Genomic DNA, 20939 nt, shown 5'->3' with positions numbered 1-20939 from the left:
CGCCGGGGCGGCGGCGCGCGCCGGATGATTTGTGCACCAACAGTCTCGAAGGCGGGGTTCGTCCCCGGAGGCTTCTCGTATGTCGAATCGATCGATTGCGCGTGTCGCGCACCTCGTGGTGCTCGCACTCGCGCTCGCCCTCGTGGCCCTCGTGCCACGCGCCGCGCGTGCGGCGACGAATGTCGCGGGCGGCAACGTCATCAACCAGACGTGGACCCCTGCAGGCAGCCCGTACATCGTTTCGGGCGACGTCACCGTGCCCGAGGGCGCGTTCCTGATCATCCAGGCCGGCACCGTCGTGCAGTTCGCGAACGGCGACGTCCAGGCCGCGGGCCTCGACCCGGCGCGCACCGAGATCACCGCCAAGGGCCAGCTCAACGTGAACGGCACGGCGGCGAGCCCCGTGACCTTCGCAGCGCAGAGCGGCTCGGGCGCGGGCATCTGGTACGGCATCGTCGTCGAGTCGACGGGCGTCGCGACGATCGCCAACGCGACGATGACGAACGCGAGTTACGCGATTCGATCGAGCGCGACGGCCATGGGCCTCGCGGTCTCGAACACGGTCATCAACAGCTCGACGTATGGCGTCTACCTCCAAGCCGGCACGCCGACGCTCACGAACGTCGAGGCGAACAACGGCACGTACGGCTTCTACGTCACGGGCACGGCGTCTGCGACCGTCTCGGGTTGCACGGCGAAGAACAACTCGACCTTGGGCATGTACGTGGTGCCGTCGAGCGGGATCACGACGAACACCTTCACGGGCTGCCTGGTGCAAGGGAGCGGCACGTACGGTGTGCGCACGGGCGCAAGCTCCGGTGCGACGTCGACGGTGAACATCACGGACAGCACGATTCACGGCAACGGCACGTACGGCGTGTACGTGTTCGCGTCGACGGGCGGCTCGACGACGGTGAACGTGAAGAGCTCCAACGTGACGGGCCTGGGATCGAGCCCGCAGCAGTACGGCATCTACCGCGTGACGGCGAACGGCACGACGGCGGTGACGACGACGTACTCGAACGTGTGGGGCAACTCGAGCGCAAACTACGACACCGCGGTGGCGGGTACGGGGTGTTTGTCGGCGAACCCGCTGTACGTGTCGGTCCCGACGAACATGCGGCTGACGTCGAACTCGCCGTCGCGCTTCGCGGGTGACACGGGCGGTGATCTCGGGCCGCTCGACTACACGAACGATCCGACGCCCGGCTACCACGGGACGTTGTGGGTCAACACGACGCTGACGCTCGCGGGGTCGCCATACACGCTCGCGGGCGACATGACGGTCGGTCCGAGCGCGAAGCTCACGATCGAGCCCGGGGTGGTGGTGAACTTCTCGAACGGCGACCTCATGGCGTCGGGCGACGACACGGGGCGCGGCGAGATCCGCGTGAACGGCACGCTGGACGCGCTCGGCACGAGTGCCTCACCGATCACGCTGCGCGCGACGACGGTGGGCGCGGGCAACTGGTACGGCGTCGTGGTCCCGTCGACGTCGAAGGGCGCGACGCTGACGAACGTGAACCTGCAGTACGCATCGTACGCGGTGCGCTCGGCGGTCAACGGCTCGCTCCTCTCGCTCACGAACGTGGCGAGCGACACGTCGACGTACGGCGTCTACCTCGAAGCCGGCACGCCGACGCTCACCAACATCACCGCGAACAACGGCACGTACGGCTTCTACGTCACGGGCACGACGTCCGCGACCGTCTCGGGTTGCACGGCGAAGAATAACTCGACCTTGGGCATGTACGTGGTTCCGTCGGGCGGGATCACGACGAACAGCTTCACGGGCTGCCTGGTGCAGGGGAGCGGCACGTACGGTGTGCGCACGGGCGCAAGCTCCGGTGCGACGTCGACGGTGAACATCACGGACAGCACGATTCACGGCAACGGCACGTACGGCGTGTACGTGTTCGCGTCGACGGGCGGCTCGACGACGGTGAACGTGAAGAGCTCCAACGTGACGGGCCTGGGGTCGAGCCCGCAGCAGTACGGCATCTACCGCGTGACGGCGAACGGGACGACGGCGGTGACGACGACGTACTCGAACGTGTGGGGCAACTCGAGCGCAAACTACGACACCGCGGTGGCGGGTACGGGGTGTTTGTCGGCGAACCCGCTGTACGTGTCGGTCCCGACGAACATGCGGCTGACGTCGAACTCGCCGTCGCGCTTCGCGGGTGACACGGGCGGTGATCTCGGGCCGCTCGACTACACGAACGATCCGACGCCCGGCTACCACGGGACGTTGTGGGTCAACACGACGCTGACGCTCGCGGGGTCGCCGTACACGATCGCGGGCGACATGACGGTCGGTCCGAGCGCGAAGCTCACGATCGAGCCCGGGGTGGTGGTGAACTTCTCGAACGGCGACCTCATGGCGTCGGGCGACGACACGGGGCGCGGCGAGATCCGCGTGAACGGCACGCTGGACGCGCTCGGCACGAGTGCCTCACCGATAACGCTGCGCGCGACGACGGTGGGCGCGGGCAACTGGTACGGCGTCGTGGTCCCGTCGACGTCGAAGGGCGCGACGCTGACGAACGTGAACCTGCAGTACGCATCGTACGCGGTGCGCTCGGTGGCCAACGGCTTGCTCCTCTCGCTCACGAACGTGGCGAGCGAGGCGTCGACGTACGGCGTCTACCTCGAGGCGGGCACCCCGATGCTGAAGAACGTCACGGCGAACAACGGCTCGTACGGCATGTACGTGACGGGCACCGCCGCGCCCACGGTGCAGGGGTTGACGCTCAAAGGGAACGCGACCTTGGGCCTGTATTTCGTGCCGAATAGCGGCAATTCGATCACGACGATCGAGAACGCCCTCATCCGCACGAGCGGCACGTACGGCGTGCGCACGGGCGCGTCGAGCGGCGCGACCGGCACGCTCAACCTGACGAACGCGACGATCCACGGCAACGGCACCTACGGCGTGTACGTCTTCGCGTCGACCGGCGGATCCATGTCCGTCAACATCAAGAACGCCATCATCACGAGCCTGGCGTCGAGCCCGCAGCAGTACGGCGTCTATCGCGCGACCGCCAACGGCACGACGGCGGCGAACATCACGTACTCCAACGTCTGGGGCAACACGAGCGGCAACTATTCCAGCGTCACCGCGGGCGCGGGCTGCATCTCGCAGAACCCGAACTTCGTCAACGCGCCGACGGACCTCAAGCTCGCGGCCGGCAGCGTGTGTATCGACGCGGGCACGCCGATGGGCGCGCCGAACTCGGACATCGAAGGCAAGCTCCGCCCGATCGACGGCGACGGGATCAACGGCGCCGCGTACGACATGGGCGCCTACGAGTACGCGCCGTCCTTCTTCTGCGGCGACGGCGTGACGAACGGCGGCGAGATCTGCGACGACGGCGTGCTGAACGGCCAGTACGGCTCCTGCAAGGCCGATTGCTCCGGGCAAGGCCCGCGTTGCGGTGACGGCATGGTCAACGGCCCCGAGCAGTGCGACGACGCGAACGCGTCGAACACGGACGCCTGCTTGACCACGTGCGTCATGGCCTCGTGCGGCGACGGGTTCGTGCAGATGGGCGTCGAGCAGTGCGACGACGGGAACACGTCGAACGGCGACGCGTGCCTCGCGATGTGCATCCCGGCCTCGTGCGGCGACGGCTACGTGAACGTCGGCGTCGAGCAATGCGACGACGGGAACATGTCGAACAACGACGGGTGCGTCGCAGGCTGCAAGACCGCGTCGTGCGGCGACGGCCATGTGCAGGTGGGCGTCGAGACGTGCGACGACGGGAACACGTCGAACACCGACGGCTGCCTCGCCTCGTGTCAGTCCGCGTCGTGCGGCGACGGGTTCGTGCAGGCCGGCGTCGAGCAGTGCGACGACGGGAACATGTCGGACACCGACGGCTGCATCATGGGCTGCAAGACCGCGACGTGCGGCGACGGCTTCGTGCAAGCGGGCGTCGAGACGTGCGACGACGGGAACATGTCGAACACCGATGGCTGCCTCTCGACCTGCAAGCCGGCCTCGTGCGGCGACGGGTTCGTGCAGGCGGGCGTCGAGGAGTGCGACGACGGGAACGTGGTGAACAGCGACCAGTGCCCGTCGACGTGCAAGAACGCGACGTGCGGCGACGGGTTCGTGCAGGCGGGCGTCGAGGAGTGCGACGACGGCAACCTGACGAACGGCGACGCATGCCTCAACGCCTGCAAGAACGCGACGTGCGGCGACGGCGTCGTCCAGCAGGGCGTCGAGTCGTGCGACGACGGCAACGCGTCGAACACGGACGCCTGCGTCCTTGATTGCAAGAGCGCGTCGTGCGGTGACGGCTACGTGCAAGGCGGCGTCGAGGCCTGCGACGACGGCAACCAGAACGACACCGACGGCTGCAAGAACAACTGCAGCCTACCGGGGTGCGGGGACGGCATCGTGGGCCCGAACGAGGAGTGCGACGACGGCAACGCGTCGAACACGGACGCGTGCCTCGTGACGTGCAAGAACGCGACGTGCGGCGACGGGTTCGTCCGCGCGGACGTGGAGGCGTGCGACGACGGCAACTCCGACGACACCGACGAGTGCCCGACGACGTGCGAGGACGCAACGTGCGGCGACGGGTTCGTCCTCGATGGCGTCGAGGACTGCGACGACGCGAACAGCTCGAACTCCGACGCTTGCGTGCAGGACTGCAAGGCCGCGGCCTGCGGTGACGGCTACGTCGAGCTCGGCGTCGAGAGCTGCGACGACGGCAACCAGAACAACGACGACGCGTGCTCGAACCTGTGCACGAGCGCGACGTGCGGCGACGGCGTGGTGCAGCCCGGTGAGGCTTGCGACGACGGCAATGCGTCGAACTTCGACGCCTGCCTGAGCGGCTGCCTCAAGGCGAGCTGCGGCGACGGGTTCGTCTGGGGTGGCACGGAGGAGTGCGACGATGCGAACGGCGTCTCCGGCGACGGCTGCACCTTCGACTGCAAGCTCGAAGGCCAGGGCGGCGCAGGCGGCGGCGGCGACGGCGGCATGGGCGGCGCCGGCGGCATGGGCGGCGCCGGCGGCGAAGGCGGCGCGGGCACTGGCGGACGCGACCCGGGCAGTGACGAGAGCTGCGGCTGCCGGACCGTCGGCGAGACCCGCGACGCGGGCTGCGCGGTCGTCCTCGTGCTCGCGGGCGCGCTCGTGGCGGCGCGCCGGCGGCGCAAGGCAGCGTAGTTCGTCCGGGTAACGAAAAAGGAGCGGCGGCGTCCTCCGGGATGCCGCCGCTTCCGTTTTTTGAGGTCCCAGCCATGGCGCCCGCGCGGGGCGCGGCGTCAACCCTGGGCGCCGCGCGCGAACCGGAGCTGGATCTCGGAGAGCGCGGCGCGCGCCCCGAGCGGCAGACCCACATGGCCCGACGGGACCTCGGGCTCGCGCACGTTGATGCGAACGAGCAGGCCGCCGAGGCTCTTCGCGATGCGCTCGCTGAAGGATCGGACCGTGGGGATGGCCGTCCCGGCGCCGCATTCGATGACGACGACGCGCCCACGCGCCTCGCGTGGTAGCCCCGAGAACCACGCGTCGAGCCGCTCTTCCTGCGCGTACGTGCGGCTTCCATCCCAGTGCGCGTCGCCGAACATGAGCACGTTCGGCCGGGCCATCGCGCCGCAGCGCAGGCACTTCGGGAGCGGCTCCGCGGCACGAAACGACGTGGGATCGACCTTCAGGCGGTACGGAGCCGCGGGGAAGATGCCGGCGCCGCACGATGTCGTGCATTGCAGGAAGTCGATGGCGCCGTGGCACTCGACGATGCGCTCCGGGTCGAAGCCCGCGCGCTGGAACTGACCGTCGACGTTCGAGGTGAACACGAAATACCCGTCGGCCATGCGCCTCGCGAACCGCGCGAGGATCTCGAAGCCCGGGTGCGGCACGGTCGCCCGGTAAAGCTCCAGGCGATGACCATAAAAACCCCACGCGAGGGTGGGATCGCTCGCGAACCAGCGTGGATTCGCGAGCGACGAGAAGCCGAGGCCGAGCTCCTTGTACGGCGGGTAGGCGCGCCAGAACCCGTCGTTGCCGCGGAAATCGGGCAGCCCCGAGTCGACGCCCATGCCCGCGCCCGCCGTGATGACGAGCGCGCGCGCGTTTTCGAGGGCGCGGGCGGCTTGCTCGAACAGGGATTCATGCGGGGTCATGAGAGCTCCTCTTTCGCCCCCGGTCGCGGGGGGCGTTCGTCATCGAATCATCGGCCGGCGCGGAGGCGGCGAAAAAACGCCTGCCCCTTCTCTCCACGCCGCGGGGGCGAAGACGAAGGGGCAGGGGGAGCGCAAAAGGGGGAGGCCGGGTGCGTCAGGGCGTGACCGGCGTGCAGGTGCCCGTGGTCGGGTCGCTCTGGTCCGCCGTGCACTTGAACTGGGGCATCGCCGGGCAGGGAATCGCCGGGCAGGTCGCATCGCAGCTCTCGTTCTTGAACTTCTGGAGCGCCTCTTTGTAAGCGATGACCTCGGGCAGATCCTGCGCGACCACGCTGATCGGGCAGCAGGGGCCCTCGATGATCTCCTGGCACTGCGGGATCTCGGGCTGCAGCGGGTAACACTTCGTCGCCGGGACGAGCTTGAGATTGACGTCGGCCTCGAGCGGCTCGCACACCGCCGTGTTTCCACCGCTGCCGCCGCCACCGCCGCCCGCGCCCGCGCCGCCGGTGCCATTGCCGCCCGCGCCATTGTTGCCCGCGCCGCCCGAGCCATTGTTGCCTGCGCCGCCCGAGCCGCCATTGCCTGCGCCGCCTTGCCCGCTGCCGCCTTGGGCCGTGCCGTTGCCGGCGCCGCCCGAGCCGTCGCCGCCGCTCCCGCCGTTACCGCCGCCGCCCGTTCCGGGGGGACAGACCTGCCCGGTCGGGCAGTTGGTCCCACCTGTGGGCCCGACCTCCTGACCCTCCGGACATCCAGCCAAAAACAGTGCGGCGCCGGTCACCTGCGCCAGGAAGACGAAACGCATGACCCCTCCTCGCATAGAAGAAGCTTCTCCAAGAACCGACATTCGACGTAACATGGAAAATTTATAGCTTCGCCGCCAGCGCCCGTCCACCGAGCCCGCCGGGATTTTGGCGCTCGTCGACACGATTGGGTCGACCGTCCCTACGGCCGGTCCCTCAGAGCTCGTTTTGGCGCATGAGGAGCGTCGCGCAGGCCGCGGCGGCGTTCTGGGGGTCGACGTTCCAGTCGGGCGCGCCGAATTTGCCGTCGATGCGCACCATGCGGAAACGGCTGTCCAGAGGCGCGACCTGGAACGCGGGGAGCGACCTGATCGCGCTCGTGACCCCGATCGGCGTGCCCGCGAGGTAGATGTCCGCGCCGACGAGGTTGTAGAGCACCTCGGAGTCGACGGTCCCCGAGAGCTCGCACGAGCTCTTCGCCCGGCCCGTGAGCAGCGGATTGACCTGCATGTCGATGAAGGCGCGACCCTGGAGCGTCGTCCCCGGGACATTGGGCTCCGCCGCGTTGCAGGCGACGCCCGATTTCACGTCGTCCGGGGTTTTTCCGCAGACCTCGACCGTGACGCCCGGATAACCATCCCCGTCGTCGTCGCGCAGGCCCGCGCAGTCGGTCACGCACGTGGGCTCGCAGAGGTCCGTGCGGCCGAGGTTCGTCCCGCCACACCCCGCGGCGGCGTCGTTCCACGCGGGCATCGAGGGGCCCGCATCGTTCGAGCCGACGGTCACGAAGAAGCGCTCGAGCGCGAATCCGGCGCCGGGCGAGAGGCCGTCGAGCGAGCCCGCGACGGGCGCGGCGGGCACGCCGGGGAGCGCGTCGATCAAGGTTTGAGGTGCAATGATCTGCGTCGACACGAGCGTCTCCGCGTTCGGGTCGCACGTGCCGACGAGCGCCGTCACGATGGGCAGCTCGATCGAGCAGAGCGTGGGCCTCACGAAGAGCTGCGTCGGAAACATGATGTCCGCGCTCATCGTGACGAAGAGGAGCATCGTCGACTCGCCGATCTGATCGGCAGGGCAGATCGTGATCGCGCCGCCGGGCGTCCCTTCGAGCGTCACGGCGAGCCGGCCGTAGGCGGCCCAGGTGCCCGAGAGATCGAGCGTGGTCGGCGCTTCGTCACACGCGACCGCCTGCGATCCGCCGCTCCCGCCCGACCCTCCAGAGCCGCCGGAGCCGCCGGCACCACCGTCGCCGTCCCCGCAGCCGGTCGCGAAGGTGGCGAGCAAGGACGACGTGAAGAGCACGAAAAGAGGGCGAAGCGAGGGCATGCGAAGACTCCTGGCAAGAGGCCGCGCGCGCGGCTTCCTCGAGTATTGCTTGCCCTCGGGCGATTGGCGCCGTCAGTCGTACCGCTCGGTGTGCACGTGCTTGCGGTCGACGCCGAGCTCGTGGCGACAGAGCTCGCGCACGGACTTCACCATGCGTTCGAGGCCGCAAACGTAGACGTGCGGCAGAGCAGGCGCGCTCGCCGCTTCGAGCTCGCGGAGCAGGGTAGGGACGTGCGTCTGGACATAACCGCTCTTGCCCGTCCATGACTCCCCGGGGCGCGAGAGCGTGACCGTGTACCGCACGTGCGGGTGCGCGCGGGTAAAGGCTTCCATCTCGGCGCGGTAGAGGATGTCCTCCTCGAAGCGCGCGCCGAAGAGGAGCCAGAGCGGCGCCTTCGAACCGGCCGCGATCGCGGCCTGCATCATCGCGCGGAGCGGCGTCACGCCCGTTCCCGTGCCGATGAAGAGGGAAGGGCTCGGGTCCTCGGACGTGCGCGTGAACAGGCCGTGCGGGCCGATCGCCGAGAGGACCGAGCCCTCGGGGAGATCGTGCAGAAAGATCGAGCCCGTGCCGCAGGGGACACGCGTGACGGCGAGCTCGAAGCGGCTCGATCCGTCGGGCGCCGACGCGATCGAATACGCGCGTCGCCGCTCGCCCTCGGGCAGCGGCAAGGCGAGGTTGATCCACTGACCCGGGTCGTGATCGAGAGGCCGACCATCGACCCGCTCGAACACGAGCTGCCGCACCATCGGCGCGATCATCGTCGCCGACGCGAGCCGCACCTCGAACGTCTCGGGTTTTTTCATCCGGCGACGCGGAACATAGGGGGAGGTGACGTTACGTCAAGCGGGCCCGTCCGTAGGATCCCTGCGCACCACAAAGCCCGCCATCACCGCGCGCCCTTCGGCCTCGGCGTCCCACGTGATGCCCGCGCCGACCTCGAGCGTCCCCGGGGGCAAGGACAGCGCCGCGGCCACGATCGGACCGAGATCCAGCGCCTCGACGAGGGGCCCGACCTCGCCCGCGAGCGGCGCCGAGAGCACCCGCGCGTCCGCCACGCGCGAGAGCCTCGCCCGCGCATCGCCGCCGAGCGAGACCTTCAGCGCGGCGAGATCACGCGCCACCTCGTCGACCGGCGCGCTCGCGAGCCAGGCCCACACGACGAGGCCGGGCAAGTCCGCGAGCGCCGCGGCCGCGCTGCGTTCGGAGGGCAGGGACGTCCTTCCTGTGCCCGCGCTCGGGCTCGCCACGGCCGCCACGAGGAGGCCCGGGGGAGCGAGGCAAAAGGAGGAGAGGCGGGCGAGGTTGCGTTGCGCGGTGGTCTTCGCCTCGGCCAGGCGCGCGAGCTCGTCCGGCGCGCCGTGGAGGAGCTCCACCTCTTGCGCCACGGAGAGGTGCGGCAAACCCTGCGATGCGGCCGCGATGGCCTTCTCGGAGGCGCGCGCGTCGGACCGAGAGAACGTGCGATCGTCCCGGAGCACCTCGGCGACGCGGCCCGAGAGGCCGAGCGCGGCGAGCTGCGAGGCGGGGCCGAAGAAGCTCGCGTGCGCCCGCGGCTCGGGCGCGGAGGCGTTCGCGCGTGCCTCGATCCGCGCGCGATCCCAGCTCGTCAGCGCGGCGCCGAGGGGATTGCCGACCTCGCCGAACAGCGTCGCGGCCGCCTCGAGATCCTCACGCGCGAAGGCGACGCCGAGGTCCATCCGGGCGCGGCCGATCGCGCGCGTGGCGTAGGCGATCCACAAGCGAAGCGGCGGGCGCGCGGCGGCGGCGATCTCGCGGGCGCGGGTGGCGAGCGCGAGGGCGTCGTCGGGGCGGCCGCGCGCGCTCGCCACGTCGGCGAGGAAGTTCAGCGCGCGGGCCTGGCCGAAGACGTCGCCGACGCGCGAGCAGAGCCACTCTTGCCGCTGCAGGAAATGCCGCGCGCGTTCGAGGTTGCCGAGCGCGAGCGCGGCCGAGCCGAGCTGACCGAAGGAGATCGCCTCGCCGAGGACGTCGCCGTGCTGGTGGTGCAGCTCGGCCGCGTGCTCGAGCAGCTCCCGCGCCGCGCCGTGCGCGCCCATGACCACGTAGAGCGTGCCGAGCGAGTTCAGGATCTTCGCGCGTTCGTCGAGGAACGGCTGCGATCGTTCGAGCGCCCAGAGCAGGCTCCGTTGCGTCGCGGCCGCGTCGCCGAGCAGCCGCTCCGCCGTGCCGCGGTAGTGCGTCGCGACGACCTCGACGAGCGCGTCGCCGTCCGCCTCCCGCGTGATCGCCTCGAGCGTCGCGATCGACTCGCGATACACCGGGCGCGGGCCGCGCCGCACGGCCGCGAGGATCGCCTCGCACCGCGCGATCTTGCTGGCGCGGGTCTCGCCGAGATCCGCGAACGCCGCGGCCGCCGCGGACAGGCTCTCGCGGGCCACGTCGAGCGCGCCTTCGCGTTGCCCGAGGGCGCCCTTCGCGAAGAGGCGCGCGGCGCCGCGCAAGGGGTCGAGGTCGAGGGTTTCGAGGCGCGCCATCTCGGCGTGCGCCTCCTCCGCGGGCGCGCTCTTCAGGAGCCGCGCGATCGAAGAGACCTCGTTCAGGGGGTCCAAGGGACGGATCATGATGAGAGCACGCCTCCGTGATCGATCTGCGCGGGGGGCATCGAGACTCGCGGAAGGCCTGCTTCGCGTTCGAGCCGCCGGGCCGCGAGCGCGTGCAGCGCGGCCTTGATGTCCTGGATCGAGAGATCGGATCGGTCGCGCCGGAGCCGCGCGACGTGCGCCGCCACGTGGGGCGCGGCGAACGAGGTGCCCGTCCACCGCCGCTCGCCGCCGCCGAGCGCGGGCGCGAGCACGTCGTTGCCCGGCGCGAGGATCTCCCAGTCGACCGTGATCTCGGTCCGCAAGAACTCCGGATCGTCGGACGACGCGCGCCCCACGCCGATCAGGGATTTGAAGCGGCCCGGGTAGGTCCGGAACGCCGACGCGTTCGGCCCCGAGGCGACGAGCACGACGCCGGCCGTGTAGGCGATGTCCGCGATCTCGTAGAGCTCGACGATCGACTTGTAGTCGGTCGGCCGGAGCGGCGCGCCTTTGGGCACGTCGATGCCGAGGCTCAGGTTCACCACGTCGAAGCCCTCGCGCACGCAGAAGCGCACCGCCGCGAGCAGCCCCTCGCGCGAGCATCGGCCCTCGGGCGAGAGCACGCAGACGCTCGTGATCTCGGCGAACGGCGCGAGCCTGTGGATGATGCCCGCGCACGCCGTCCCGTGACCCGACCGATCGACCGGCTCGTCGGGACAAACCGCGTACCCTTCGCCTTTCCGCTCGACGCGCAGCGAGCGGAGCTCGGCGTTCACGAGCCACGGGTGCGACGTGTCCACGCCCGAGTCCACGAGGGCGACACGCACGCGCCGGGTCTCTTCCGCCGCTCGTGGGTTCGTCTCCGTCATGGCGCCCCGTCGTAGGAAGCCACGCCGCCCATCGAGGCCGCGTAGGCGTCGATGCGCGCGAGCACCTCGGCGCAGAGCATGGCCTCGGCCGGCCCGCGATCGCAGAGCTTGCCCACGGCGAGCGCGAGCTCGAGCCGCTCCTTGTACGTCGGCCCGAGCCGGAGCGCGTGGATGTACTGCGCGAGCGACTCGCGCAGCGACGTGGGCGCGTCCGCGCCGAGCAGGTCCGGCAGCGCCCGCGCGAAGAGCGAAAAGATCATCTGCTCGGTGCGAAATGACTCCACCGTGAGCGCGAGGACCTCGGCGAGGCGCTCGGCCATCTCGAGGTGGTGATCGCCGAGCGGCGCGCCCTCCGCGAGCAGCGCCGCGCCCCCGATCGTGGACTCGCCGATGCGGATCGGGACGAAGATGCCGGCCGTGGGCTTCGTCGCGAGGGCAGGGCGCAGCGCGGCGATCATCGGATCGCCCGGGCCGAGCTCCGCCGCGTGCGCGCCGCCGCCGCCGAGCAGGTAGGCGAAGGGCGTCCCGCTCGGCAGAAACTCGAGCGTGGTGCGACGATAGCCTTGCGTATCGGCCACGACGGGGACGCTGAGCCGGCCGAGCGTCTCCACTTCGAGCGCGACGAGCGCCTCGGCGCAGGGGAGGGCGAGGCACGCGAAACGCAGGTGCTCGCCGAGCCCGCGCATGCGCACCTCCGATTGACCCACGAGGGCGGCGGACTCCAGCGTGGCGAGCAGATCTCGCAGCCGGCTCGAGAAGCCGAGCAACGAGGCTCGGGCGACGTCGGCGGCGGGCGCGGGAAGCGTCATGGCCCGCATCCTACAAAAACTTGGCCTCGATCGGAGGCTTTGGGTAACCGACGCCCATGATCCTGCCCAGCCGGCTCTCGGCGACGACGCTCGGGGATCTGCTCGGGAGGCTGTATCGCCAGCGGACGACGGGCACGCTCGAGCTCACCGATCTCTGGGCGCCTCCGGGCGCGGTGACGTCGAGGCACAAGATTCACCTGGCCTCGGGCCTCGTCGCCGGCGTGGAGACGAGCTTGCCCGCGCCGCCGCTCGGCGAGCTTCTTCGACGGGAAGGTTTCCTCGCCGATCCCGCGTTTCGTTCGCTCCTGCGTCGACTCGGGGAGGGTGATCCGCGGCCGAGCGGGGAGATCCTCGTCGCCGAGCGCCTCGCGGATCCGGCGACGGTCGAGGCCGCGCTGCGCGTGCAGCTCCGCATGAAGCTCGATGCGCTCTTCGAACTGCAGGACGCAGCCGTCGCGTTCCATACGGCCAGGCCCACGAAGGCCGCCGCGCGCCGTGTTCACCCGCTCGAACCGTGTGATTTCCTCGTGGGCCGCCCGCGCCTTCGTGATCTCGTCCCCGCGTCCGAGATCCGCTACCGCCGCGCGCCGGCGCGCGCGCAAAGGTTTTACCCCGGCGCGCCGAAGGCCCACGAAGAGCGGCGTACGGAGCCGCCGCGCGCGTCGTCGTCGCGGTTCGGACATCCGATCCCCGAGGCGAAGCGGCGCGCGCTGCAGAAGCTCGGCCTCTCCGAGACGGCCGGCGAGGCCGACGTGAGGCGCGCCTTCCGCAAGCTCGCGATCGAGCTCCATCCCGATCGCCATGCCACGGCGCCCGCGGCGACGCGGGATCGCAACGCCGCGCGGTTTGCCGAGGTCAGCGCGGCGTATCACGTGCTCGTGGCTTGATGCTCAAAGCGGCGCTTCGGCGCCCGTGTTCGTCCGCGTCGACGGATCCGTTCGTCCGCCCCACACGATCACCGAGCTCTTCGTGTACACGAGCGTCGTCCCGTACCGCGGCGAGAGGCTCGCCTGCGCCGTGATCGGGTACCACGTGCCGCCGCTCTTGCTCGGCACGTATTGCCCCCCATCGCCCTCGATGTTGCCCGGCATGCACGGTGTTTCCCGACAACCTCCCCACACGACGAGGTGATTGCCGGCCCACACGCTCACGTGGTCGGCGCGCGCGCCCGGGGCGCCGTTGATCGTCATCGGCGTCCATTCGATCGACGCCGCGTCGAGCTGGCCACCCGTGTTCAAATTGACGCCGCCGTTCCATCCGCCCCACACGAGGAACGATGGCCCCGTGGCGATCACGGTCATGCGCTCGCGACCCTCCGGCGCGCCGCTCGTGCTCGTCGATTGGATCCACACGCCCTGCGGCGTGCCCATGGGATCGAACATCATGCCGTCGTTCCGCCAATCGAACGCGTCGGTCCCGCCCCAGACCAGCATCTGCTTCCCGTTCCACGCGGCCCCGTGGTAGCGGCGCGCCGGCGGGCTCCCCGCGCCGTTCGTGCTCGTCCACGTGTCGGTCGCCGGATCGTAGATCCCGCCGGAATTGAGCACGTTCGCCCCGCTCGCGCCGCCCCACACGATCATCTTGGAGCCCGTCCACACCGCGGTGTGCGCGAAGCGCGGCGGCGGTTGTCCCATCGTGCTCATCGGCGCCCACGTGTCGGCCTCCGGATCGTAGATCCCGCCCGCCGCTTCGAGATCCGTCGCGCCGAAGCCGCCCCACACGATCATCTTGGAGCCCGTCCACAATGCGGTGTGCGAGAACCGCGCCGCCGGCGCGCCCGCCGTGCTCGTGCTTTTCCACGTGCGTGTGGCCGGATCGTAAATGCCGCCCGTGTTCGTCGCGGCGGGGTTTCCGCCGAGATCGCCGCCCCACACGATCATCTTGGAGCCCGTCCACACGGCCGAATGCGCGTACCGCGGCGCAGGCGCGCCGTCCGTGGGCAGCGCGCTCCAGACGATCTCCTTCGGCGGCCCGCCCTGGTACGGCGGTGGCTCGTTCGAGTCCGGATCGCTGCAGGCGAAGCAGGCGAGAGGCAGGAGCGCGAGGAAAAAGGTACGCGAGAGCATGGCTTCGAGCGTATCCCAACGCGGCGTGGGAAAGGCGCTTTCTTGGCCGCGTCGGGGGGGCTCGGTAGGCTCCGCGCGAGGAGGCCACTGATGGAGATGTTGCTAGCCAACGAGCGGCGCGCCCCGCGCCATGCCGTGACCGTCGAGTGTCAGGTCGTGCGCGAGGACGACTTCACCCTGCTCGGCGCTCGGGGCAAAGACCTGTCCACCTGCGGGATGCTCCTCGTCTCGGACGTGCCCGCCGCCGTGGGCGACGATGTCCTGATCACGCTCCGTATCCCCGGGCGCGAGCAATGGATCGATGCGCGCGGCAAGATCGCGCGGATCGCAGGCGAGCTCGAGGGCAGCCGCGGCGTCGGCATTTCGTTCGAGCTCCCACGGGATGGATCACGCCACGCCCTCGAAGAGGCGCTCTGCGCGTATCCCACGGTCGAGTCGTCGCGCGAGCCGCGCGTCGATTACGCCGCGACGGTCGACATGATCAGCTTGCTTTAGGCCCGCCGCCGCGCCGCGACATCCCGAGCGCGATCGAGACCGCACGTTCGAGCGTGCTGCATGGCCTGAGCACCGCGACCTCCTCGGCATGCGCGACGAGCTGCCGCGCCACGAGGGGGCCGACGCCTGTGAGCATCGTCTCGGCGCCGAGCAGCCGCACCGCGCGCGCGGCCCGCACGAGGCCCTCGGCCACGTCCGCGTCCACCACGGGCACGCCCGTGATGTCGAGGATCACCATGCGCGCCCCGTGCGCCGTGGTCCCCGCGAGCAGCGATCCGAGCAGCCGCTCGGCGCGCGCCGAATCCACCCGCCCCACGAGCGGCATCACGAGGACGCCGGGCGCCACGGGCAGGATCGGCGTCTCCAGCTCCTCGATGAGCTTCCGCTGCGCCTCGATGAGCTTCTCGCGCAGGAGCAGCCGCTCCTCCTCGGCGCGCCGCTCCTCGGTCCGATCCCGCATGATGGTGCCGAACGACGCGGGCGTCCCGTCTTCGTTCGTCATGACGAACAGCACGCCATGCGTGGCGAGCTGCGATCGATCGCCGCGCAGGAGCACGAGCTCCCCGCGGTACTGACCCTCGGCCCGGAGCGTCGCGTCGATGGTTTGCGCCTCCTCGGATGTCGCGAGCAGGCGCGCCACGTTCGTCCCGACGAGCGGACCTCGACCGATCATGTCCTCGAACGCCGCGTTCGCGTACGTGAGCTTGCCGTCGAGGCCGACGATCGAGATCCCGTCGGGCGCGCGATCGGCGAGCGCCTTCCACAGCCGCAGCTCGTTCACCTGCGCGCTCACCTCGCGCGCCAGACGATCCCGCTCGACCTCCGCCTGCACGCGCTTCGTGATGTCCCGGATCGCGACGACCACCTCGCCCGTGCTCGATCGCGAGTACAGGGCCTCGAAATGCATGGGGCCATCGGGCGTGTCGACGGAATAACCATCCATCCTCGGCTCGCCGTCCTCGGCCACGTCGCGGATGACGTCGGCTTGCCTTTGCGACCAGTCGGTGTTGAACACGTCAACGAGCCGCCGGCCGAGGAATTGCGCCGGCGCGACGAGCAGCGGCACGTCGCGCGCGGGCTTGCAATCGAGGAACCGCGCGTCGCGGCTCATCACGAAGAGCAGATCGGGCACCGCGTCGAGCAGGGCGCGGTTGCGCGCCTCGACCGCGCGCACCGACGTCACCGTGGTGCTGAGCTCCTCCTCCGCGTCCTTCAGCGCCCCGTAGGACGCGACGATCTCGCCCTGCTCGTTCCGCACGACGCCGGTGTACTGGCGCGCCCACATCCAGGTCCCGTCCTTGCGGCGGTAGCGCTTCTCGAACTCCACGATCGACCGCGTACCGCGCGCGAGCGCGGCGACGAGCGGCCTCTCGACTGGCAGATCGTCCGGATGTGAGATCTCGTCGGTGGAGCGGCCGCGCAGGTCATCGAGCGTGTAGCCGAGCAGCGTGACGAAGGCCTCGTTCATGTCCACGAAGCGCCCGAGGCCGTCGGTCAGGACCATGGCGGTGGGGACGCCGTGGAAGATCTCGCGGTAGCCCGCGGCGAGATACCTCTCCCGATCCCGCGCTGTGCGGGCCTCTGCGAGCTCTGCTCGGAGCGCGCTCACCTCGGCGCGCAGCGCCTCCACCTCGTCCCGATGCTCCATCGCCCGCTTCGTGTCCTTGATGATCCAGCGCGCGGATTGCGCCTGTTTGGGGTCGCATCCTCGCACGATGCACGCGCGTCCGTCGACGGCGTTGAGGGCGCCGTGACGGCGTCGAGAGCGCGCGTGGTTCTGCTACATCCGAGGGTTGGAACGGAGGATGAGCGATGCATCGCTGCGGAGCGCGTGTCTTCCTCCTGGGTCGTCACCTCGACGAACGATCGAGCGCGTCGGGCGGGAAGCCGAGCAGGCGTTCGAAGAGCCGCGGATAACTCGGCGCGCGCTCCTTCAACGAGCGCGCGAGGAGCGGCCCGTCCTCGGCCTCCACCGCGCGCTCCACCGCCGGGATCCGATAGCCGCTGCCCGTCGCGATCGCGCGCAGCGCCTCGAGCGCCTCGGCGCGCTCCTCCGTGCGTTTGTCCGTCGCGAGGATCCGCAGCGCGAGCTCCGCCGCGAGCGGCACGTCTCCGAGTGACGTCGCGGCCGGCAGCGCCGCCCGGCAGAGCTCGCCGGCAAGCGGATCTCCGAGCGTCGCGAGCAGCCGCGACACGCGCGCCGCGATCGTCAGATCGAACAGCGTCGCGGGCCCGGCCGCGAGGCGCGACTCCACGCGCCGCACGCACTCCTCGGCGATCGCGTGCGCCCGCACCGGGTCGCCGAACGCGGCGAGCGACTCGGCGTGACGAATCTCGAAGATCGGCCGCCGGATCGGGTGCGCCTCCGCGGCCCAGAGCGCGCCCACGAGCAGCGCCTCCTCCCCGCGACCGAGCCTGCAGAGCGAGACCAGGTAGGCCTCGCGCCGCATCGCCTCGAGCACCGGATCGTGCGGCGACGGCGCCTGACCCCGCGCGATCTCCAGCGCTGCCTCGTGACGCCCCGATCCGAGCAGCGTCCGTTGCGTCTCGATCGCCACCATCGACGCGAGCGCGCCCTCGGCGCCGCCTTCGCCCGGCCCGATGCGCGACCAGGTCGCGGCCGAGATCGAGAGCGCCCCGAACGCGAGCCCCTGGCCGCGCAGGAGCCCCGCGAGACGCTCCAGCACGCAGAGCGCCTCGTCGGTCCGCCCGAGCCCCGCGTCGAGCCGCGACAGCTCCACGAGCGGGCCGAAGCCGAGGAGCAGGATGGCCTCGTCGCCCGACGTCTCCGCGTGCTCGGCCACGCAATCGAGCCCCGCGTGGCAGACGAGCCGCGCCTCGTTCGGGCGGCCCAGGTGACTCGCGATGAGGGCCGCGTCCTGGTGCGCGCGGGCGAGCGCCGCGGCGCGCTCCATCGGGTCCTCGGGCGCCTCGTCGAGCCTTCGCAGCGCCTCGGCCGACCAGCTCGCGAGCTCGCGCCGCACGTGGCGGTCGTAGGGCGCGAGCGGCTCGTCCGTGATGAACCGCCCGTCCAAGCGCCGCCGTGACGCGGGGCCGCTCGAAGCCTGCAATGCATTTCGTCGCACGGGCACCTCTTCAGGCAAGAACACGGAATCCCTCCTCGCCCCAGGCCGTCGCGAGCTCGAGAAGCTCGCTGTCCTCGAGCTCGGCGAGCGCGGCGAGCTCCTCGTCGCTCAGCGCGTCGATATCCTCTTCGAGGGCCATCGCGGCGACCTCCTCGATATCGCGATCATCGAGATCGCCCATTTCGGTGTCGCACTGCGCGAGCAGATCGTCGATGTCGCTCGACGTGAGCCCGAGGCTCTCGTTTTCGGCATCGTCCTCGGCCGGCGCGAATCCCGTCTCGAAGATCCCCGTCCCGCGCCCGGAGATGCGGAAGATCGGCGTCCGCTCGGGCTTGTCGCCCTGCGCCGCCGAGAGCGCGTTTTGCAGAGACGGCCCGCCCGGCTCGCATACGATCACGGCCACGCGCCGCACGCCCGGACGCGCGCGGAGCGCCTGGATCGCCGCGGTCACCGCCTCGTCGCCGGCCTCGTCGTCTTCCTCGAAGCAATACATCTCGGGGCCCGTGCCGCGCGTGAAGAGCGCCGCGTAGATCCAGGCCGCCGTTCGCACCGAGGAGCGGTGCGAGCAGAGGAGCACGGCCGTTCCCTCGTCGATCCGCACGTAAGTATCCAAGAAGACGTCGATTCCTTGCATGGCCAGGTCCGAGGAATGGTTCGAGTCGTTCGTTGTTCGCTCGAAATGGAAGGCGCGCCCACGTATCGGACGCACCTCCGTACAAAGGACGGCCCTCGCCGCGCTTCTCGCGCGATCGGCCTCCCCGAGCGCCGGCTCATGTCCCGCGAGCCGTGAACCCATGCATACGCAATCTCCGGGTTCGCCGCAATGGAATCGATCCCGCGATCGGACATTCTCCGTCCGCGAACCGAATTCCTGGAAAAAAGCCGGAAGCCCTTGTTTCAAAGGCGATCCGGCGCGTACGTGATTGTCGAGAGGAATGTCCGGCGATGGGACTGACAATGTCCATGTCCCCTCGCCGCGGCCCACGGCGCAGTGCGTCGTCGTATTCACGGCACCTCGGACATTGCTGGTCCGATCCGCGGCAACGACGCTCGCCCGGTCGCTCCGGATGCGCCGGCGGATGGACGCCGCGCCTCGATCGTGGGAATTCCCCGGCCCCCCTCGTTCGTCCATCGGTCCCCCCCATGCGCTGGGCACTCCTCCCGACCGTTTTTCTTTCGCTCCTCGGCCTCGCCTGCGACCGAGGCCCGCTCCCCGCGCCCGCGCTCGCCAGCACGGCAGCGCCCACCACCTCCGCCCCCGCGCCGGCCGCCCCGGACGTCGAGGACGAGGCCCATGCCTGCCGGCGCCGCGTCGCGGAGGTGCTCGCCTCGCCCGCATCCCCCGGCGCGCCCGCCTTCGACGCGGCCCGGATCGAGATCCTTGGCCGCGCCCGCGGCGAGCCGGTCGTCTTCGTCCGCGAGCCCGCGCCGATGCCTGAGGAGGGCCTCGACGCGCGTCTCGTCCCCTCGGCCCGCCTGTTCGACAAGGAGCGCCCAGGCGGCCGCGTCGGCGGGCTACGGAAGCGGCACCGCGGCGATCCCCGCGCCCTCCGCGCCCTCGTGCTCCGCGAGGGCTACGCCTATACGTCCGACCCCGAGGACGCCCTCGCCCTCGTCACGCAAATCACGCTGCCGGATCTCTTCGACGAGCCCCGCATCCACCTCTTGCGCGGCCACGAGATGCGCGTCCTCGATCGCGTCGAGGTCCGCCGCGAAGTCCGCTATCAGGACGCCTCGGGCAAACCCGCCGATCTGCTCTACGGCGATCGCGTCGCAGTGACGGAGGCCGAGCTCGAGCGTCCGCTCCACCGGGATCTCGCCGCGCTCGCCGACGAGATCGGCTTCGAGCGCGCGCGTCTCCGCCACACGACGGAATCCGCGATGGTCGTCGATCTTCGCTTCGGCGAGACCTGGGCCGCGGCGCTGCTCCACGCGGATGGCGCGCGCCTTTCGCTCGAATGCCTCGCCGAGGATCGCCCCATCCGCGACGCCGTGCGCGTCTTCCAAGACAAGACGGCGCAAAAACGCCGCGCGATGCAGGCGATCCGCGAGGCCGTGGGCCGCGCCGTCGACGAGGCGCTCCCGTTCGATCGTCCCGAGGCCGAGCCAGACCATTTCCGCGACGGCATCCTCAGGCCGCAATGGATGACGGCCTATCTCCAGGGGCGCGACAGTTTTTCATTCGAGGACAAACGATACGCGGTCTTCGATCCCTCCGGCCGCCCGCGTCCGCCCGAGGTCTGCGTCGATTTCGTCCTCGATACCTACGAGCGCGCCGCGGGCACGTGGTACCGCGCCCGCGGCGACAAACCCGGCCGCGCCGTGGGTCGTCTCGATTTCGACGAATCCGGCATCAAGAACCGTCGCGGCGTCATCTCGTTCGGCGAGTTCGCCGAGGCGAAGCCCGAGCTCTTCGAAGTCCGCCGCTTCCGCGGCGAGGAACGTATCCCCTTCGGTGAGCGCTCGCGGTTCTTCGCGGAGCTACGCGATTTCGCAGACGAGGTCCGCCCAGGCGACATCGTCTCCATCCAGGGCGAGAAGCGCGACAAGCACATCCACCAGCACGCGATCTTCGTCGAGCGCGCCGACCCCGTGACAGGGTTTCCATTCGGCCTCGCCGATCAGATGAAGCGCCCACGCCGCCGCACCTGGGAGGGCATCATGGCCGAAGCGCCAAAGCGCAGCCTGTTCTACCGCGCCCGGCCGCGCGACGAGGTCTTCGCGAAGATAGATCCCGGCGCGCCGTGAGATGCGCGGGGCGTCGCCCCGCACCCCAGCAGGGGGCTGTCCGCCCCCTGCACCCCGGACCAGGCACGGCCTGGACCGAAGGCGGAAAAACCGCGCGATGCGCGGTTTTTCC

The 20939-nt window shown here is 70.5% G+C and carries 15 protein-coding genes; 4 read left to right on the top strand and 11 right to left on the bottom strand.

What is annotated here, in order from left to right:
* The first annotated feature begins 79 nt into the window (after positions 1 to 79).
* The gene (locus QHF83_RS38315; RefSeq protein ID WP_282423016.1) at positions 80 to 5182 is read left to right on the top strand and encodes a DUF4215 domain-containing protein; all 5103 of its coding nucleotides are present in this window, start codon (positions 80 to 82) and stop codon (positions 5180 to 5182) included.
* Positions 5183 to 5280: 98 nt separating this feature from the next.
* Here the strand turns inward: QHF83_RS38315 and QHF83_RS38310 are convergent, their stop codons facing one another.
* The 7 genes from QHF83_RS38310 to QHF83_RS38280 all read right to left on the bottom strand — a co-directional run bounded on the left by QHF83_RS38310 (position 5281) and on the right by QHF83_RS38280 (position 12432).
* Positions 5281 to 6141, bottom strand: a complete 861-nt coding sequence (locus QHF83_RS38310; RefSeq protein ID WP_282423015.1) for a Sir2 family NAD-dependent protein deacetylase — start codon at positions 6139 to 6141, stop codon at positions 5281 to 5283.
* Positions 6142 to 6295: 154 nt separating this feature from the next.
* On the bottom strand, positions 6296 to 6943 hold the full coding sequence (locus tag QHF83_RS38305; RefSeq protein WP_282423014.1) for a hypothetical protein: 648 nt from the start codon (positions 6941 to 6943) through the stop codon (positions 6296 to 6298).
* A gap of 154 nt (positions 6944 to 7097) precedes the next feature.
* Positions 7098 to 8207, bottom strand: coding sequence for a hypothetical protein (locus QHF83_RS38300; RefSeq protein ID WP_282423013.1), 1110 nt, complete (start codon positions 8205 to 8207; stop codon positions 7098 to 7100).
* A 72-nt stretch (positions 8208 to 8279) separates the two neighbouring features.
* Entirely contained in the window at positions 8280 to 9014 is a 735-nt protein-coding gene (locus tag QHF83_RS38295; protein WP_282423012.1) for an FAD-dependent oxidoreductase, read from the bottom strand.
* A 36-nt stretch (positions 9015 to 9050) separates the two neighbouring features.
* Positions 9051 to 10793, bottom strand: coding sequence for a tetratricopeptide repeat protein (locus QHF83_RS38290; protein WP_282423011.1), 1743 nt, complete (start codon positions 10791 to 10793; stop codon positions 9051 to 9053).
* Complete coding sequence (locus QHF83_RS38285) at positions 10790 to 11623, bottom strand: S8 family serine peptidase (protein WP_282423010.1); 834 nt, start codon at positions 11621 to 11623, stop codon at positions 10790 to 10792. Before QHF83_RS38285 ends, QHF83_RS38290 begins: the two co-directional genes overlap by 4 nt.
* Positions 11620 to 12432, bottom strand: coding sequence for a hypothetical protein (locus QHF83_RS38280; protein WP_282423009.1), 813 nt, complete (start codon positions 12430 to 12432; stop codon positions 11620 to 11622). Before QHF83_RS38280 ends, QHF83_RS38285 begins: the two co-directional genes overlap by 4 nt.
* Before the next feature lie 56 nt (positions 12433 to 12488).
* Between QHF83_RS38280 and QHF83_RS38275 the strand changes: the two genes are divergently transcribed.
* Positions 12489 to 13319, top strand: coding sequence for a J domain-containing protein (locus QHF83_RS38275; protein ID WP_282423008.1), 831 nt, complete (start codon positions 12489 to 12491; stop codon positions 13317 to 13319).
* Positions 13320 to 13322: 3 nt separating this feature from the next.
* On the opposite strand, the gene QHF83_RS38270 is transcribed toward QHF83_RS38275, so the two are convergent.
* Positions 13323 to 14498 carry a hypothetical protein gene (locus tag QHF83_RS38270; protein ID WP_282423007.1) on the bottom strand — a complete coding sequence of 392 codons (1176 nt, stop codon included), beginning with the start codon at positions 14496 to 14498 and terminating at the stop codon, positions 13323 to 13325.
* Positions 14499 to 14588: 90 nt separating this feature from the next.
* Here QHF83_RS38270 and QHF83_RS38265 point away from each other — a divergent pair, with 90 nt between their 5' ends.
* A complete protein-coding gene (locus QHF83_RS38265; RefSeq protein WP_282423006.1) occupies positions 14589 to 14993 on the top strand; it encodes a PilZ domain-containing protein in 405 nt (134 codons plus the stop codon).
* On the opposite strand, the gene QHF83_RS38260 is transcribed toward QHF83_RS38265, so the two are convergent.
* The 3 genes from QHF83_RS38260 to QHF83_RS38250 all read right to left on the bottom strand — a co-directional run bounded on the left by QHF83_RS38260 (position 14980) and on the right by QHF83_RS38250 (position 18713).
* Positions 14980 to 16707 carry a PAS domain S-box protein gene (locus QHF83_RS38260; protein WP_282423005.1) on the bottom strand — a complete coding sequence of 576 codons (1728 nt, stop codon included), beginning with the start codon at positions 16705 to 16707 and terminating at the stop codon, positions 14980 to 14982. The two genes, QHF83_RS38265 and QHF83_RS38260, sit on opposite strands and share 14 nt — an antisense overlap.
* 136 nt (positions 16708 to 16843) lie before the next feature.
* Complete coding sequence (locus QHF83_RS38255) at positions 16844 to 18103, bottom strand: hypothetical protein (RefSeq protein WP_282423004.1); 1260 nt, start codon at positions 18101 to 18103, stop codon at positions 16844 to 16846.
* Entirely contained in the window at positions 18090 to 18713 is a 624-nt protein-coding gene (locus QHF83_RS38250) for a hypothetical protein (protein ID WP_282423003.1), read from the bottom strand. Before QHF83_RS38250 ends, QHF83_RS38255 begins: the two co-directional genes overlap by 14 nt.
* Positions 18714 to 19222: 509 nt before the next feature.
* Here QHF83_RS38250 and QHF83_RS38245 point away from each other — a divergent pair.
* Positions 19223 to 20827, top strand: a complete 1605-nt coding sequence (locus QHF83_RS38245; RefSeq protein WP_282423002.1) for a hypothetical protein — start codon at positions 19223 to 19225, stop codon at positions 20825 to 20827.
* Positions 20828 to 20939: the final 112 nt, after the last annotated feature.

The sequence above is a fragment of the Polyangium sp. 15x6 genome (assembly GCF_029960785.1).
In the GTDB taxonomy this organism is placed as follows: Bacteria; Myxococcota_A; Polyangia; order Polyangiales; family Polyangiaceae; genus Polyangium.
This window is presented reverse-complemented; position numbering and strand designations above follow the sequence as displayed.